This is a genomic window from Pseudoalteromonas sp. KG3, assembly GCF_030436385.1.
GTDB classification, from domain to species: domain Bacteria; phylum Pseudomonadota; class Gammaproteobacteria; order Enterobacterales; family Alteromonadaceae; genus Pseudoalteromonas; species Pseudoalteromonas prydzensis.
This window is the reverse complement of record NZ_CP098523.1, coordinates 1,437,416-1,452,986: the sequence shown is the minus strand read 5'-3', so window position 1 is coordinate 1,452,986 and position 15,571 is coordinate 1,437,416. Positions and strand designations below refer to the sequence as shown.

Here is a 15,571-nt window from a genome sequence, read left to right as displayed (position 1 = left end):
CTCACCGCCGTATTTAATTAAAAATTATAGGTTATATTGCCATAGATAAAACGGCCATCTAGGCTATATGGTGTAAAGGAACTGTAGGTAAATATCTGATTAAAATCGCTATAACCTATGTTACTCACGGTATCTTGTGGGTATTGATCAAACAAGTTATTAGCACCGAGAGCAAACTTCCACTGCTGTGATGGGAGATACGCCACTTCTAAATCGGTGATCCATTTAGCCGCAATAACTTCATCACCCTCAGGTGTGCTTGAGGTATCAACCACTTCACCATAGCGAGTCGCACGTAGGGTAGTTTGAAATTTATCAATATCCCATGTTGCTGACAAATTCCACTTATCATTTGGTGTGCCTTTTTCAAAACGGGTGATTTCACGGCGCGCAAAATACTGGTAATCACCACCTAGCGCTTCAAGCTCTGGCGGGTTTTCTTTGACATTAGTAACTTTAGTGTCGTTAAAATTAACGGCAGCGCTTAAGCGTAAATCACCATAGCTTTGTAAGCCTAATGAATAGGTCGCAACGATATCGACACCTTGAGTACGAGAATCAATGGCATTGGTAAAGTAACGCACACTTTGTGTATTAAGCTCGCCAGCTTGAACTAAAATAGCCTCAACTTCGGGCCCTTGCAGGTTTTCAGATAATACAATGCGGTCATCAATTTCAATACGATAGGCATCAAGCGTTAGGCTAAAGTTACCTTTAGTAAAGATAAAGCCTGCCGTCATATTTACTGACTCTTCCGCATCAAGCTCACGAGCGCCCAACGCTTGTGCTGCAGGTTCATCCACAGGGAATAAGCCAACTTCACTCGGAACGCCGTTTTCAAATACTGTACTGACTGATTTATATGAAGTTTGCGCAAGCGAAGGGGCTCTAAAACCGCTGCTAATAGCGCCGCGTAACGATAATGACTCGTTAATACTCAAGCGAGACGCAAGTTTTGCGGTAAAAGTGCTGCCAAAGTCACTGTAATCTTCAAAACGCCCAGCAAGAACCACATTCCAATCTTCAGTTAAATACGTGTCAAACTCAGCAAATAACGCTACATTGTGGCGGCTTTTATCGGTCGCACTGTCCGGTGAAAATCCCGCTAATACTTGTGCGCCGCCTGCTGCAACAGGAACACCATTTTCATCAAGTACAGTGATGTAAGAAGCTTCTTCACCGGCTTTGATTTGATAGTTCTCATGGCGATATTCAGCGCCAACAGTCACAAACACATCATCAGGTAAGCCAAAGTCAAAACTATTGCTTGCATCCATGTTTACTAGGTATTGTTCGTAAACGAGTGAACCGTTATCAAACTCAGTCGGGCTGTCTATACCCATAGAGGTGTTTAAGCTATTACTAACACCTAGACCAAAATCATTCAGCCCGTAGTTTGTGCTGATATCCCATGTCCAGTCGTTAGTTTCGCCATTGAGGCCAAGTGCAAACGAGTAGTCATCTACATCCGTGTCTATTTGTGGCAAAAAGCCATCGGGGTAAACTTCGGTTAAATTACGCGAATCTTTAGCACGACGATAAAAGCCGCCAGAGTTACCTTTACGATTTGAATAGCTGGCAAATGAGTAAAGTGCTAGCGTGTCATTAAAGTCATAACCTAGGTTATAAAACACTGCAATGTCTTCAATATCTGCTTTACCAAAGCGGTGATTGTAACGGTCAAAGTCAAACTCGCGTGAGTCTAACGCGCCATTCACATCGCGGTTATATTGTTCGCGTTCATCAATACCTGAGCGATTGGTTGGTTCATTATTACGTGATTCAATCGAAATATTTAAAAAGCCGTTATCAGCAAACGAAAAGCCGGCATTCGCGCTGGCTGTGCGTGAAATACCGTCGTTTAATTTACGGTCACTGCCTTTAGCAAAGCTTAGATTACCAGAGTCATCAGCTGTGGTGCTGAGTAATTGCGGCGAGCCGGCCATTTGTGTTTGGTACTCACCATAGGTGTAGCTAACTGTACCACCGTCATCGGCATCTTTAAGGATGATGTTGATCACTCCAGCAATAGCGTCAGAGCCATATTGTGCAGCTGCACCGTCACGCAGTACTTCAACACGTTTAATTGCAGAGGTAGGAATATTATTTAAATCAACGGCGGTAGAGCCGCGGCCCACTGTGCCGCCTAAATTTAATAATGCACCAGAGTGACGGCGCTTACCGTTTACCAGTACTAAGGTGTGATCGGGTGCTAGGCCTCTCAATACCGCAGGCTTAGCATGATCTGTTCCATCAGCAAGCGTGGCACTTGGGTAGTTAAAGCTGGGTAATTGCGCCGCAAGCACTTGGCTTATTTCAAGCTGGCCAGTGGTGGCTAAGTCGCGCTTGTTAATAAATCAACAGGGACTGTGCTTTGGGCGATACTACGTAAACTGCGTCTGGTTCCGGTAACGGAAATTACTTCGATGTCTTTTGCTGTATTTACAGCATTTTTCTCAACAGCGATTGCAGTCACTGAGGTAGCCAATGTACTTGCGATAGCAAGTTGCAAGGGTAGTTTGTTAAATAGTTTCATTGTTGATCCCGTGTTGTTGTCATACGCTGCACAGTGTATAAAGCGTAATGGGAACAAACAAATAACATTAAAGTATAGTATATGTGTAATTAAAGGTATTTGTTAATATTGGTGGAGCCTTGTTAGTAAAGTGTTTGTTTGTACTTATGCGCTTACACTGATTTTATTTCTGCCATCAGTTTTTGCTCTGTATAGCGCCGTATCGGCTGCGCATATAAGTGCTTCACAAGTACGATATTGATTATTAAATTCACAGGCAATACCTTGGCTAACACTAATCTTAACTTCTGGCGGTAAGCCAATATCTGTAAATGTCATGGCATTAATTTGTTGTTGAATATGTTTAGCAACAACGCTGGCACTGTCACGGTTACAACGCGGTAATATAACCGCAAATTCTTCACCGCCATAGCGAGCGGATAAACAATCTCTTGAGGGTATACATTCTAAGGGATCCCCAAAAATAATTATTAAATTTCAATTACATCACTCACATCCATATTTTTCCAATCGAGTTGCACTACCACCTGTACGAAATAGGCTAGTCCTGCCAAATAATCTCGCCGTCGCAGTTTAATGGACTGTTTTTTGAAGTATCGCAGCCCAACAAATGCCCATGACACTACTCGTCTTTTTTGGTTGAATTAGCTTGAAAAGCGCCTGTCTTTCCTGCTTTGTCTATCACTGCCCCCAGCATCATTGAGAACCAATGAGCCAGTGTGGCAAGCAGCAACAGTATGTCTAATCGATAGAGTTTGTTTGTCCTGTGCAGATCTGAGCCTAAGCCGAACCTAACACTTTTTTGATCTCGAAATCCTGCTTCTATCTGCATTCTCATACCATATAATTTGAGTACTTTTTCGAGAAAGTGGTGCCTCTTTGGAAGAGAAGAAACGAGTAGCCAAGGCTCCTTATAACCACGTTTTTTATCTCTTTTTAATAACTTATGTCCCTTGCCAACCAGCACTGCATGAGTTTGATATTTTGCACTTTTGGTCAACTCGGTCGCGCCAAGATACTGGCTCTTACGTTGATTGCTCTTGAATAGTGACTGGCATGGAACAAACTCATCGCTGCCCTGCGTTTTCAAATGTGCCGTACCTCGAACACGGCTAATATAATGCCAGCCATTGTTTCGCACGGCTTTGAGCCAAGGAACTTTAAAGCCCGCATCCGTCACAATTACGGGCCGGCAGTCACCCGGCAAAATCAGTTTGAGCATCTTTAAGAACCGTTTTTGAACTTTTGGGCAATGATACTGAAAACTGAATGCACTTTCCTGATACAGGGTCAAAGAACGACCTTCACTGGCAATGCTGGCACGCAGAATACAGTATTTGGTTTGTGTATCTGCATGACTCCAATCAACCAAAATGACGGGATGCTTTTCAGTGACCACAAAACGGCTTAAGCGAACATAAACCGATGTCGACTCACGCAAAAGCTCGTGGTTACTGAGTAGTCGATCAATACGTTTAATATCATGTTTTTCAGTTGTTTTTGAATTCAAGTTGCGGCCGATAGAAGTCAAGGTACATTGCTGACAGTGCAATAGAGATTTAACGGCAGCGACTAAAGTATTAAATCTGGCTTTATGAATTGAGTTAGGGGTGACAGCGTGGAGCATATTGTGCAAAATAGTAGACGCATTCATGGTGTTTAGTTCTGTTGTTTTTAAGCGATTCATAAGATCACAAAACACCATGAATGTTCCCTCGCTTCCCACATTTTTTAAGACTATTAATTCATTGATATATAAAGGCTAATTTTGGGGATATTTTAGGTAACAAACTAAACACAGTTTATTTAGCAAAATGGACTCTGGCATGGGTTTTAACTCTGGCGCTTGCGTCATTCGGGCCATTATTGCTGTGGGGCGAGCAGAATACGCTACTTAGTATAGTGGCAATTATGGTCAATGTTTGCGCAGGTATTATGATGATTATGGCAAATAAACGCCATTTAGCTGGCTTAGATGAATTGCAGCAACGGTTACATTTAAATGCAATGGCAATTACCTTAGGAGGGAGTTTAGTATTTGGTTTAGCCTATTCAGTATTGCAAACCAGCGGCATCATTTCGTTTCGACAAGGGATTTCCCATTTAGTGATGTTTATGGGGATAACTTATTTAGTGTCTGTCGTAGTGATGAATAAACAACTTGGCGCTGAGGACGAAGAATGAAAAACCGCCTTAAAGTACTGCGTGCGGAGCATAACCTAACTCAGGCAAAATTAGCGGAGCTACTTGATGTATCAAGGCAAACGGTGAATGCCATTGAAAAAGGCAAGTTTGATCCTAGCTTACCTTTAGCGTTTAAAGCCGCTCGGTTATTTAAATTAAAAATTGAAGATATCTTTCAAGATGAAGAGCTATAATACTCTGCGTGCTTAAAGTACGCAGAGTATAGTGCTGTTTATGGGGCAACTAGTTGCGCTTTTTGTTTACCCATTTGCAATGCACTCAGTAACCACATAATAAATCCACCAGCAAATAAGATTGCGGCGACATAGCCGGTTTGATTCGGTTGCGCGCCTTGTGCAATCGCTAAGCCACCAACCCAAGGGCCTATTGCATTTGCAGTATTGAATGCGCATTGCACAAGTGCGCCAATCATTGCATGGCCATGTGGAGATACGTCCATCAACATAGTTTGGATAACGGTGCCAAGTCCGACACTAAAGCCGATAAAAAATATAACCGCATAAAGTAGCCAAATGTTATGGCTTGCCATTACATAAGTTGCAGCAAAAATCACTGCGCCAATAAGTGCTATACCCGTGGTTTTAAGTGGTGCATGATCGGCAGCTTTACCTAAAACGTAGTTTCCTAGCGTACAACCAATGCCGAACATAACCATCGCAATTGAGATGGTATAAGCCGGTGTGTGGGTGATCACTAAAATGGTATCGGCAATATAGGTATAAATACAAAACACGCCACCAAAGCCAACAATAATGATGCCTAAGATTGACCAAACCAGCTTATTTTTTAATACGCTTAATTCACTTAATAACGACGAGGTAGCTGCATTTTTTGTATTAGGGATATATTTCACAATGAGAATTAGTGCAACCAGTGCTAGCACTGCGGTGCCTGCTAAACAATAACGCCAACTAAAGTTTTGTCCTATTAAGGTGACCATAGGCACACCAACAATCGTTGCTATGGTAAGTCCCATAAATACTTTAGACATAAAGCTGGCGCGTTTATTGGCAGGTGCTATATCTGCAGCTAATAAAATGGCAACAGCAAAATAAGCGCCGTGGGGTAAACCACTTAAAAAGCGAAATAATATAAGCTGCTCTAACGAATTAGCAAAGGCGCTTAAGCCGTTAAATATAAACATCATCGACACAAATAATAGCAAAGCATTACGCTTGCGCATGTTTGCTGTGGTGATCATAAAAAACGGTGCACCGATCACCACGCCAATCGCATAGGCGCTAATGGTATAACCGCTTTGTGCTGGTGTTGAGGCAAATGTTTCGCTGAACAATGGCAGCATTGGCATCATCGAAAACTCCGATAATCCTAAAATAAAAGTACCCAGTGCAAGTACTAACAAAATAGCGGTAGTGCTTAGCGTATTGTTCACGACGCTAGGTTCAGGTGACATAGATAACCCTTGTAAAAAGACTGACGACAAAATATGAATGATTTATTTAATAAAAAGCAGGAAACTGCAATTTTGAAGAATGAATTAAACCGCAATTATATGATAAAAATAAGTCAGCGTCTTGCACTAAAAGCAGTGTATTTAGGGCAGAAAATACAATTTTAGCTTGCAGCGTTTTTGGCTGAATAGGAACGTTCTAATTTTCAATGACTTGATATGAACACTTTGGTTATTAAGCGATATGCTGATGAAAAATAAATTTGCAGTGGTCGTGGCTATTTTGTGTTTTTAGTGTTTTAACAGCCTCTTAAAAGTTATAAGCGTATTTAAGATAAGGGCAATAAACATCGAGTAAGGGCTTGGGGTGCGACAATTTGTCGCGTGTTCAGTGCTGTCGTCAAGTTATATACTTTGCTCATCTTAAACCTGTTGTAATTAAAGAATAAAATGAGCAACCACAATTCAGTTATCAATTCACGTTATGCACTTTCTCCGTTAGCACTTTGCATAGCGAGTTTAGTCTCTCCTTATGTACTTGCTGATGATTCAATTGAAGTGATTGAAGTTCAAGGCCAAAACGTTAACAGTCATGCAAATTTAGGTTCTGCTGAACAGCTTTTAACTGAGTTGGGGGTCGATTTTTCTGCGGCAGGTGGCGTCTCTAGTTTACCTATATTAAATGGCATGATGGGCGATAGAGTTAAAGTACTGGTCGATGGTGCAGATATTACCGCGGCCTGTGGCAATCAGATGAATCCGCCTTTGTCGTATATTTCAGCTAATCAGGTATCCTCTTATCAAGTGGTTGCAGGAGTTTCACCAGTAAGCGCTGGTGGCGATAACATTGCAGGCGTCATTCAAGTAAATACTATTGCTCCGCAATATGGTGAAAATGATACGCTTAGCTGGCATTCAGGCTACCTATCAGCACAATATCGCAGTACCAATAATGCCCAAGCGGTAGGTGTTGGGGCGCGTTTAGCCAGTGATACGTTTAGCTTAAATTATCAAGGTTCATTTGAAGATGCGGATAGCTATGAAGATGGTAACGGTGATTTAGTGCTAGATACACTTTATCGCTTACAAAATCATGCACTAACGGCTGCACTGCGAGATGATAAACAGCAGCTAGTGGTTAAATTAACCCGTCAAAAAATACCGTTTCAGGGCTTTCCTAATCAATATATGGATATGACTGATAACACCAGTTACGGTTTGATCGCCCAATATAAACGCACAGTCGACAGTGGAGAGTTTCAAGCCCAAGTTAACTATAACGATGTAAAGCACGAAATGGGTTTTTTCACTGATGAAAAAACCGGCATGATGCCAATGAATACTGATGCACAAGATTTCAGTTATCAATTAAATTGGCGTTTAAACCTTGATGCTGACACGACATTACTGCTCGGCCAAGAATACTATGGCTATCGTATTGATGACTGGTGGCCGGCTATCGAAGGCTCAATGATGATGGGGCCTAACGACTATGTAAATATTAATGACGGTGAACGCGACCGCTACACCGGTTTTGTTGAGCTGCAAAAGCAGCTAAATAACAACTGGTGGGTCTCTGCTGGTACGCGTATTGAATATGTGCAAACTAATGCAGGCGAAGTGCAGCCATATTCAGACATGACCATAGGCGATGGCATGAATGGCATGTCAGGTATGGGTAATATGCCAGCAATGAATGTGACAGATCCAAACCAAGATGCGGCAAAAGAATTTAATGTCATGGATCGCGCGCGCAGTAACACGCTGGTGGATGCCAGCCTATTGTTACGCTACCAAATTAGTAACGAAGATGAACTACAATTTGGCTTAGCACGTAAAAATCGCGCGCCTAATTTATATGAACGTTATAGCTGGGGTGTCAGCAGCATGTCGACCAGTATGATCGGCTGGTTTGGTGATGGTAATGGTTATATCGGTAACCCTGATTTAGACCCTGAAACCGCGCATACCATCAGCACCAGTTACACTAAATCGGCAAAAGATGGTCAGTGGCAGATAACAGCTAACGCTTGGTATACCCAAGTCAATGATTATATTGATGTTACTGTTGTTGGCAGCACTAACCGCACTGATGATATGCCAGCAACACAACGTAACACCTTACAATTTACCAATTTAGACGCCACACTTTATGGTGCTAAGCTTGAAGGTATTATCCGTGTTGTTGATAGTAAAAATGCAGGTACATGGGATCTAACAGCCGCGCTTATTAGCACCCGTGGTGAGCGTGATGACAGTGATGATCCGTTATATCAAATAATGCCACTGCACAGCAAAGTAGCTCTTGAGCAACAACTCGGTAAATGGCAAAACTCATTAAGTTGGCAGTGGGTCGATAGTAAAACCCGCGTTGATCCACGTCGTTTAGAAAACCAAACCGACAGTTATAGCTTAGTGAATTTAGCAACTAAGGCGACATGGGATAAGTTAACCGTTAGGTTGGTAATTACTAACTTACTTGACGAATACTACCAGCAGCCTTTAGGTGGGGTCAGTATTGCCCAGTTTAACGTGGATCAAAGCCAAGGATTCAGCCAATTAGCAGGACAAGGTCGCTCACTTAATGCCGGTATCAGCTACGCATTTTAATAAATAGAAAATTAGTTAAGTTCTTTTAAAGGCCAAATAATTTGGCCTTTTTCGTACTTAAGAAACATTGTTAATGTTATTTTTAAAACATACTATTAGCTCATTAAAAAAAATGAATAGTTAAAGGACCTAAGCTATGAAGTTTTACCCTCTTTTATTTGTGTTAATAAGCATATTTAGCATCCCCGGATTTGCCGTTAGTACTTCGGAACAAGAATTTACACGTCAGTATACTGAACGTGCGAAATTGGCACTTAAGCAAGCAACCTTCAATCATATAGATAATCTTGTCATTGAAATCGAGTTTGAAAATGGTTTAAAAGTAACGAGTTATCTAGCAAATAGCTATGCACGTTATATTTCAGGGCAAGCAAGTATGGATGAAGCGTTAGCAGACTTTATCGCCAGTCAAGTTGAATACCAAAATTTAGATGAATCAGATGTACTTAATATTAGCCAGTTACGGCCAGTGATAAAATCACAAAGTTATTTAGATGGAGTGAAAAGTCAGCTAGCAGCTGCGGGAGTGGACGAAATACAGCTGCCTTATTATGAAAAGTTAACAGGTGAGCTATTGGTGTTTTATGCAATAGATTCACCTGATAGTTTACGCTTTCTTACTCAACAAGACTTTCAAAGCTTAGGGTTATCAAGTCGTAATTTAAGAAGTAAAGCAATCGCTAATTTAGATGATTATCTAAGTGCTATTAACATTAAAATAGAAAAATTGGATATCCAAGATAGTGGCGATGTTTATATGTTAGTTGCAGATGAAAATTATGAAGCAACAGCTATTCTTACGCCATCATTCAAAAAGTTACTTAAACAAAAAATTCCTGGGGAGGTTATTATTGGCATACCTAGCCGTAATATTTTACTTATCGCCAGTAAAAGTGACAGTAAGGCAGTAATGTCTGTAGCAGGGATCACTTACAGTCAATACCCTGAGCTTGCTTATTCAATATCACCCTTTATTTATACACTCAAAGACGATAGCTGGCAGCAAATTGACCTTTAGAGGCTTACGAGAGAAGCGTGTTCACTTTCACGCTTCATCATTTACTAAAGGAACTGGTTGTTCCTCAACAAGCAAAGCCAATCTTTCACGTTCAGCTTTAGAAACGTAAGCTGGCTTATTACTTTTGTGTAATTTAGCGTTAGCGCGCTTATCTCTTTGATTAAATTTAGTAACGATCTTTTTTCTGCGGTTCATGGTTTATCTTCACGCGCTTAAAATTGGTGGCATAGTATACAGTGTTATTAAAGCTATTAGCTATTTAAATATTCAACTATAAAATCCTGTAGCTATAGGTACAGTGCTGGCTTAATAAAGGTTAACAACGTTACAATTGTAGAGTCGTTTGGTTTATCCAATTCTTGGTCTTTTAAAAAATAGGAATTTGTTTTGAAACAGTTTATTTTAGCCAGTTTGGCACTTTTGACCGCCAATGCACATGCTAACCTTGATACGCGCAGCGATGCTGCGGCGCAATATGCGGTCAATACATATCAAGATGCGCAAATTCATACCTTAGCTAACTTAGTTTCTTACCCGACTGTTAATAAAGACGGTATCAATACGCCCGATAATCTGGATTTTATTGGCTTTAAAACCTTGCTAAAAATGAAAGCTGCTGAGCTTGGTTTTGATTTCCAAGACTTAGGTTATACCGTACTTATAGGGATGGGTCAGCAAACAGATAAAGTAACCATAGTGACCCATGGTGATGTGCAACCAGCGGATGCCAGTAAATGGCAGAATAGCCCGTTTGAGATGGATAAAACCTCTGAGCCAGGTAAATTAATAGCTCGTGGTACCGAAGACGATAAAGGCGCTATCGCGACGGCTTTATATGCAATGAAAGCCATAAAAGATCAGGGCATTACGCTTGATAACCGCATCGAATTGATGATTTATTTAGCGGAAGAGTCTGATTGGGGGCCGCTTGAAGAGTTTATGAAAACTTATCAACAACCCAAATATGCAGTGACGATTGATGCCTCGTACCCCGTTGTGGTTGCTGAGAAGGGCTGGAGCTTAATAGCGCCGACGTTTGCAAGCACATCAGCACAAACCACGACCTATGTTAGCGATTTAACAGGCGGGGCATTTGTAAGCCAAATTCCTGAGGACGCCAGCGTTGTGTTACATAATGCGACAGATGCTAATCTTGAAACGCTTAATACTAATATTGCCACACTCAAGGATGTGAAAGTTGCCGTTACTGAGGTTAAGCAGGGCATTAAAGTTTCAGTAAAAGGCATGTCTGCACACTCTTCCGAACCAGAGTCAGGGCACAACGCAATTGCTCATTTAGCGGAAGCGTTTAAAGGTATTGAGCTTGAAAATAACAGTGATGGTCAAGCAATTGAGTTTATAAATCAGCTAATTGGTCTTGATATACATGGCAAACAGTTTGGTGATATTGCTTATGAACATGACTTTATGGGACCTATGACAGTCTCGCCAACCGTATTAAAACGTGATGGTAACGCGATCACTTTATCTGTGAATTTACGCCGTCCAGTTGGTAAAGATGGAGCTGTGCTAAAACAACAAATCGACGCAGCACTGGCAAATTGGCAGGCGAGTAATCAGGTCACTTTAAAAGATACGCAAGTGATTATTGGCACGCCAATGTTGCTCGACAGCGCACCTCATGCTCAAGCATTACTCGATATTTTTAAACACTTTACCGGTGATCAAGAGGCGAGCTTCGTGTCTATTGGCGGCGGCACTAATGCTAAGTTATTTGATAATGCCGTATCGTTTGGGCCATCAATGCCAGGTAAGCGCTACACCGGCCACTCAGAGCATGAGTTTATTACAGTTGAGCAACTTAAGCTCAACCTTAAAATGTATACAGCAATGATGATAACGCTGGGTAATATGTAACTTAGGTTGTCATAGCCACAAAGTAAAGCGCCGCTAAATAGCGGCGTTTTGATTTTTCACTCATTAAAACTGAGCTACAAATTTCACAGTGTATAAATCACCACTGTCATAATCAGTGAAATTTGCGGTAAAGTAATATTGGCTATTAATAAAGTATTTAGCTTCAAGTTGTAGGTCTGAGTCAGTAGCGCCAGCACCAATCGCGACATTACGATTAAAGTAGTAATTAGCCATTGCTGATAAAGCATTGGTAGAGTCTTGGTAATCTACATCTAGGCTAAAATAGCGGTCGTTACCAAGGTGGCTAAAGTAACGCGAAGATGTATTCCAGTTATCTAGGTCATCATCAGTTTCTATAGTAAAACCGATATAGTCAGTGTCATTCAATTGATGATTATACTGTGCTTTAAACCAGAATATTTCATCTCCATATTCAAACTCTTGCATCCGTACTGAGGCTTTAAGTGAATCGTTAAATAAGTACCCTGCACCAACAGAGTAGTTGTCTAAATTACTTAAATCAGATAATTCAGCACTAACAAACCAGTTGCCATAAAAGCCTTCACCGTTAAAGGAAAAGTTATCATGGCCATTACTCTCGTAGTAATGAAGAGCAATGTTAGAATCAGTATCTAGGTAGCCATAATCATCCCACACGCCGGTATTTTGTTGTGGTGCAAAATAATAATGGCTCGAAAGTTGGGTTGAATCGTAATCTAAATCTGTATTTTCTAAGGTGTTATATTCAATACTATTAAACCATTGACGGGTTTCTGATTGCTGTGCACTAACAGTAGCTGAGCAAGATAATGCAAGTAATGAAATTGGTAGTAAATAACGCATAAGTGTCCTTTCTTAACGGTTTAAATAAAGCTATTTGCATAGAATGCAAATACGAGAGCGCGGATCCTATATTTTTTTGTAATCAATTGCGAGCATATTTTATAAGCAGCGTAATATCTAAGTCGTTAATTAAGTTAGATTTACATCAAAAAGTAGTAGTTGTTTACTTTCATTTATATTAAAAGCGTTAATTCGTTATAAAACACTTAACATTTACGCGACTAAATGATAAAAAGTTTTATCGCCTAATGCGTTTAAAATAAATGGATAGTTGTAATGATGGAATTTTTAAACTTAGCGCTTACTTTCCCCACCGTTATTTTTTCAGCCCTGTTGTTAGTTGTGATGTTGTTTTGGCTAATAACCCTTATTGGCTTCGCTGACATTGATCTGTTTGAGTCAGATCTGGAAATTGAAGCCGACGCGTCGCAAAGCTCAGGATTGAGCTCATGGTTTAGCATGGGTTTTGGTGGTATTCCAATTACCGTATCTATTAGTCTCGTAGTGATGAGCAGTTGGTTGATCAGCATTTATGCCCACAAGTTTTTTGCTTACTTGTTAGGGGATGGTATCTGGTTTTATATTTCTGGCGTGCTCATGCTGGGCGTTTGTTTGCTAATTGCTATACCAATTGCGGCTATTATTTCACGCCCCTTACAGCGCTTTTTTAGCAGCGCAGAAACCTCAAAAAGCTCTGATTTACTCGGTTTAGAGTGTGTTATTGCCACTGGCAAAGTAACCAACACATTTGGCCAAGCACGGGTTAAATTTCAAGGCACTGAACAGCTAATTGAAGTTAGAGCTGAAAATGACGAGCAATTTACATCAGGCGACACTGCGGTGTTACTTGAACACCTCAAAGAGCAACATTGTTACATTATTACCGCCAAGCCTTGGTAATACCTTAATTTTTTAGGGATAAGTGACAAATAATAAAATCGATAATCACGTTAGGACATAACATGGAATTTTTAGATAACCTCATACCTATATTGACATTTGTAGGTATAGCAATCGCTGTTATTTTTGCTATTTTGCTGATCATTGGTAAGTTTTATCGCAAGGTAGAACAAGGCCAAGCGCTGATCATTAATAAAATGAAAAACGAGCCGGATGTCACCACCACGGGGGGCATTGTATACCCTGTGATCCATAAAATGGAAGTGATGGACATTTCAACCAAGCGCATGGTGCTTGAACGTAAAGATAAGGGCGGTTTGATCTGTAAAGATAATATTCGCGCCGATATCGCCATTACTTTTTATATTCGTGTTAACGAAAACAAAGAAGATATTCTGCGCGTTGCTAAGCAAGTTGGTTGCGCCCGAGCATCAGAGCTCGACACACTACAAGAGCTGTTTGAAGCGAAGTTTTCAGAGGCGCTTAAAACCGTTGGTAAGCGTATGGATTTTGTTGAGTTATTTACTCACCGAAATGAATTTCGCGATAACATCAAAGAAGTGATTGGCCAAGATTTGTCGGGTTATACACTTGAAGATGTGGCTATTGATTACCTTGAACAAACGTCAATTGATAAGCTCGATCCGCAAAATATTTTGGATGCTGAAGGTATTCGCCGCATCACTGAAATGACTGCAGTGCAAAATGTATCTACCAATCAATTAAAGTGTGATGAACGGGCTAAGATTGAGATCCAAAATCAAGAAGCCACCGAGAAAACGCTGGAAATTGAGCGTCAAAAACAAGATGCCATGTCACGTCAAGTGCGCGAAATTGAAACTGTAAAAGCTCGTGAATACGCCGAAGCTGAAAAAGTACGTCAAGAAGAGCGCTTAAAATCAGAGCAAGCCCGCATTCAAACCGAAGAAGCCATTGGCATTAGCGAGCAAAATAAGCAACGTGAGCTTGATATTGCCGAGCAAAACCGATTACGCGTTTTGGGTATTGAAGAAGAGAAAGTTGCCCGCTCACGTGAAATAGAAGTGATCGAGCGCGAAAGAGAAACTGAAATCCTGCGCATCAATAAAGAAAAAGCGCTGGAAGTAGAACGTAAAGAAATTGCCGATGTAGTGCGTGATCGCGTGATTGTTGAAAAGTCAGTAGCCGAAGAAGAAGAGCGCATTAAAGATGTGAAAGTACTCGCAGGCGCTGAGCGTGAGAAAAATGCAATTATCATTCGTGCTAAAGCCGAAGCTGAAGAGTCATTAGTAAAAGACATCGAAGCTGCAAAAGCGCAAGAGCAAGCGGCGGAATATAAAGCCCGTGAGCTTGAAACAATGGCCAATGCAGAGCTTAGAATTGCCAATCAACAAGCTGAATCGAAAAAGATTCTGGCGCATGCGCAACAAGTTGAAACCGCAGCCAAAGGCCTTGCTGAAGCGGATGTTATTAAAGCTAAAGCACAAGCAAATGCAATTCAAGGTGAAACTGATGCTAAAGTAATGCGTCAAAAACTTGAAGCTGAAGCACAAGGTAACCGTGAAATTGGTTTATCTCAGGCGCAAGTACAAACAGCCATGGCTGATGCGAATGAGAAACAGGGGGAAGTGGAAGCGATTAACCTTGAGCGCAAGATGCGCGCCGAAGCAAAAGGCCTAGAAGAGAAGCTACAAGCCCTTAACGCGATGGATCAAGACGCTCGCGATTATGAAAGCTTTACGCTGCAGCTTAACCAGCAAAAAGAGCTGGTATTGGCAAAAATTTCAGCCAGTAAAGACATTGCCGAGCATCAAGCACACATTATGGCTAAAGCCTTAGGTGATGCTGATATCAACATTATGGGCGGCGATGGTCAGTTCTTTAATCAATTTATGAGTGCAATCAGTTTGGGTAAATCAATTGATGGCTTAGTTGATGAAAGTAAAACCGTACAAACCGTATTTAAAGATCACTTAAACGGTGATCGTAATTTAATTGAAGACCTAAAAGGGGTGTTAGCTGGGGCGAATGGTTCAGCAGAAACACTGAAAAACTTTAACATGAGTAAGTTATTAAAGCAGTTGAGTAATACCTCTGCGGCTGAAAAAAGCCAATTACTAAGCATGTTAGGCGGTAATTTAGGTGGTGGCTTAGATGACAAAATTAAGCTAGATCCAAAAGACTAGTGCGC

The 15,571-nt window shown here is 41.0% G+C and carries 12 protein-coding genes and 2 pseudogenes; 7 read left to right on the top strand and 7 right to left on the bottom strand.

Annotated elements, in window-relative coordinates; translation table 11 throughout:
• Nucleotides 1–17 precede the first annotated feature (17 nt).
• The 4 genes and pseudogenes from NDQ71_RS06965 to NDQ71_RS06950 all read right to left on the bottom strand — a co-directional run bounded on the left by NDQ71_RS06965 (nucleotide 18) and on the right by NDQ71_RS06950 (nucleotide 4,241).
• Nucleotides 18–2,536 (bottom strand): annotated as a pseudogene (locus NDQ71_RS06965) (TonB-dependent receptor plug domain-containing protein).
• A gap of 144 nt (nucleotides 2,537–2,680) precedes the next feature.
• Nucleotides 2,681–2,983: pseudogene (locus NDQ71_RS06960) on the bottom strand (GGDEF domain-containing protein); the annotation flags it as partial.
• 23 nt (nucleotides 2,984–3,006) lie between these two features.
• A complete protein-coding gene (locus NDQ71_RS06955) occupies nucleotides 3,007–3,159 on the bottom strand; it encodes a hypothetical protein (RefSeq protein ID WP_301562503.1) in 153 nt (50 codons plus the stop codon).
• Nucleotides 3,159–4,241 (bottom strand): IS4 family transposase, encoded by a 1,083-nt coding sequence (locus tag NDQ71_RS06950; RefSeq protein WP_301562502.1) that lies wholly within the window; start codon nucleotides 4,239–4,241, stop codon nucleotides 3,159–3,161. Before NDQ71_RS06950 ends, NDQ71_RS06955 begins: the two co-directional genes overlap by 1 nt.
• Nucleotides 4,242–4,447: 206 nt before the next feature.
• Between NDQ71_RS06950 and NDQ71_RS06945 the strand changes: the two genes are divergently transcribed.
• Both NDQ71_RS06945 and NDQ71_RS06940 read left to right on the top strand, forming a co-directional pair.
• Entirely contained in the window at nucleotides 4,448–4,720 is a 273-nt protein-coding gene (locus tag NDQ71_RS06945) for a hypothetical protein (RefSeq protein WP_225736791.1), read from the top strand.
• Nucleotides 4,717–4,914: a helix-turn-helix transcriptional regulator gene (locus tag NDQ71_RS06940; RefSeq protein ID WP_064666435.1), complete on the top strand. Its 198-nt coding sequence runs from the start codon at nucleotides 4,717–4,719 to the stop codon at nucleotides 4,912–4,914. Before NDQ71_RS06945 ends, NDQ71_RS06940 begins: the two co-directional genes overlap by 4 nt.
• Nucleotides 4,915–4,952: 38 nt before the next feature.
• Here the strand turns inward: NDQ71_RS06940 and NDQ71_RS06935 are convergent, their stop codons facing one another.
• Nucleotides 4,953–6,155, bottom strand: a complete 1,203-nt coding sequence (locus tag NDQ71_RS06935; protein WP_064666436.1) for an MFS transporter — start codon at nucleotides 6,153–6,155, stop codon at nucleotides 4,953–4,955.
• Between the two features lie 447 nt (nucleotides 6,156–6,602).
• Here NDQ71_RS06935 and NDQ71_RS06930 point away from each other — a divergent pair, with 447 nt between their 5' ends.
• Both NDQ71_RS06930 and NDQ71_RS06925 read left to right on the top strand, forming a co-directional pair.
• Nucleotides 6,603–8,762 carry a TonB-dependent receptor gene (locus NDQ71_RS06930; protein ID WP_301562501.1) on the top strand — a complete coding sequence of 720 codons (2,160 nt, stop codon included), beginning with the start codon at nucleotides 6,603–6,605 and terminating at the stop codon, nucleotides 8,760–8,762.
• Nucleotides 8,763–8,898: 136 nt separating this feature from the next.
• Entirely contained in the window at nucleotides 8,899–9,780 is an 882-nt protein-coding gene (locus NDQ71_RS06925) for a DUF1444 family protein (RefSeq protein ID WP_301562500.1), read from the top strand.
• Between the two features lie 27 nt (nucleotides 9,781–9,807).
• Here NDQ71_RS06925 and NDQ71_RS06920 read toward each other — a convergent pair whose 3' ends face one another.
• Entirely contained in the window at nucleotides 9,808–9,975 is a 168-nt protein-coding gene (locus tag NDQ71_RS06920) for a DUF2986 domain-containing protein (RefSeq protein WP_192541578.1), read from the bottom strand.
• A 192-nt stretch (nucleotides 9,976–10,167) separates the two neighbouring features.
• Here NDQ71_RS06920 and NDQ71_RS06915 point away from each other — a divergent pair, with 192 nt between their 5' ends.
• The gene (locus NDQ71_RS06915) at nucleotides 10,168–11,658 is read left to right on the top strand and encodes a dipeptidase (protein ID WP_301562499.1); all 1,491 of its coding nucleotides are present in this window, start codon (nucleotides 10,168–10,170) and stop codon (nucleotides 11,656–11,658) included.
• Nucleotides 11,659–11,721: 63 nt separating this feature from the next.
• On the opposite strand, the gene NDQ71_RS06910 is transcribed toward NDQ71_RS06915, so the two are convergent.
• Nucleotides 11,722–12,501: a putative porin gene (locus NDQ71_RS06910; protein ID WP_301562498.1), complete on the bottom strand. Its 780-nt coding sequence runs from the start codon at nucleotides 12,499–12,501 to the stop codon at nucleotides 11,722–11,724.
• A 276-nt stretch (nucleotides 12,502–12,777) separates the two neighbouring features.
• Here NDQ71_RS06910 and NDQ71_RS06905 point away from each other — a divergent pair, with 276 nt between their 5' ends.
• Together NDQ71_RS06905 and NDQ71_RS06900 are read left to right on the top strand one after the other, a co-directional pair.
• Nucleotides 12,778–13,401: an OB-fold-containig protein gene (locus NDQ71_RS06905; protein ID WP_225736576.1), complete on the top strand. Its 624-nt coding sequence runs from the start codon at nucleotides 12,778–12,780 to the stop codon at nucleotides 13,399–13,401.
• Nucleotides 13,402–13,463: 62 nt separating this feature from the next.
• Nucleotides 13,464–15,566, top strand: coding sequence for an SPFH domain-containing protein (locus NDQ71_RS06900; RefSeq protein ID WP_064666442.1), 2,103 nt, complete (start codon nucleotides 13,464–13,466; stop codon nucleotides 15,564–15,566).
• The last annotated feature ends 5 nt before the right edge of the window (nucleotides 15,567–15,571 follow it).

Excerpts from the sequence above, each read along its gene's own strand:
- NDQ71_RS06950 (WP_301562502.1), bottom strand. The coding sequence starts at position 4,241 with ATGGTGTTTTGTGATCTTATGAATCGCTTAAAAACAACAGAACTAAAC.
- NDQ71_RS06945 (WP_225736791.1), top strand. The coding sequence starts at position 4,448 with ATGGTCAATGTTTGCGCAGGTATTATGATGATTATGGCAAATAAACGC.
- NDQ71_RS06940 (WP_064666435.1), top strand. The coding sequence starts at position 4,717 with ATGAAAAACCGCCTTAAAGTACTGCGTGCGGAGCATAACCTAACTCAG.
- NDQ71_RS06935 (WP_064666436.1), bottom strand. The coding sequence starts at position 6,155 with ATGTCACCTGAACCTAGCGTCGTGAACAATACGCTAAGCACTACCGCT.
- NDQ71_RS06930 (WP_301562501.1), top strand. The coding sequence starts at position 6,603 with ATGAGCAACCACAATTCAGTTATCAATTCACGTTATGCACTTTCTCCG.
- NDQ71_RS06925 (WP_301562500.1), top strand. The coding sequence starts at position 8,899 with ATGAAGTTTTACCCTCTTTTATTTGTGTTAATAAGCATATTTAGCATC.
- NDQ71_RS06920 (WP_192541578.1), bottom strand. The coding sequence starts at position 9,975 with ATGAACCGCAGAAAAAAGATCGTTACTAAATTTAATCAAAGAGATAAG.
- NDQ71_RS06910 (WP_301562498.1), bottom strand. The coding sequence starts at position 12,501 with ATGCGTTATTTACTACCAATTTCATTACTTGCATTATCTTGCTCAGCT.
- NDQ71_RS06905 (WP_225736576.1), top strand. The coding sequence starts at position 12,778 with ATGATGGAATTTTTAAACTTAGCGCTTACTTTCCCCACCGTTATTTTT.
- NDQ71_RS06900 (WP_064666442.1), top strand. The coding sequence starts at position 13,464 with ATGGAATTTTTAGATAACCTCATACCTATATTGACATTTGTAGGTATA.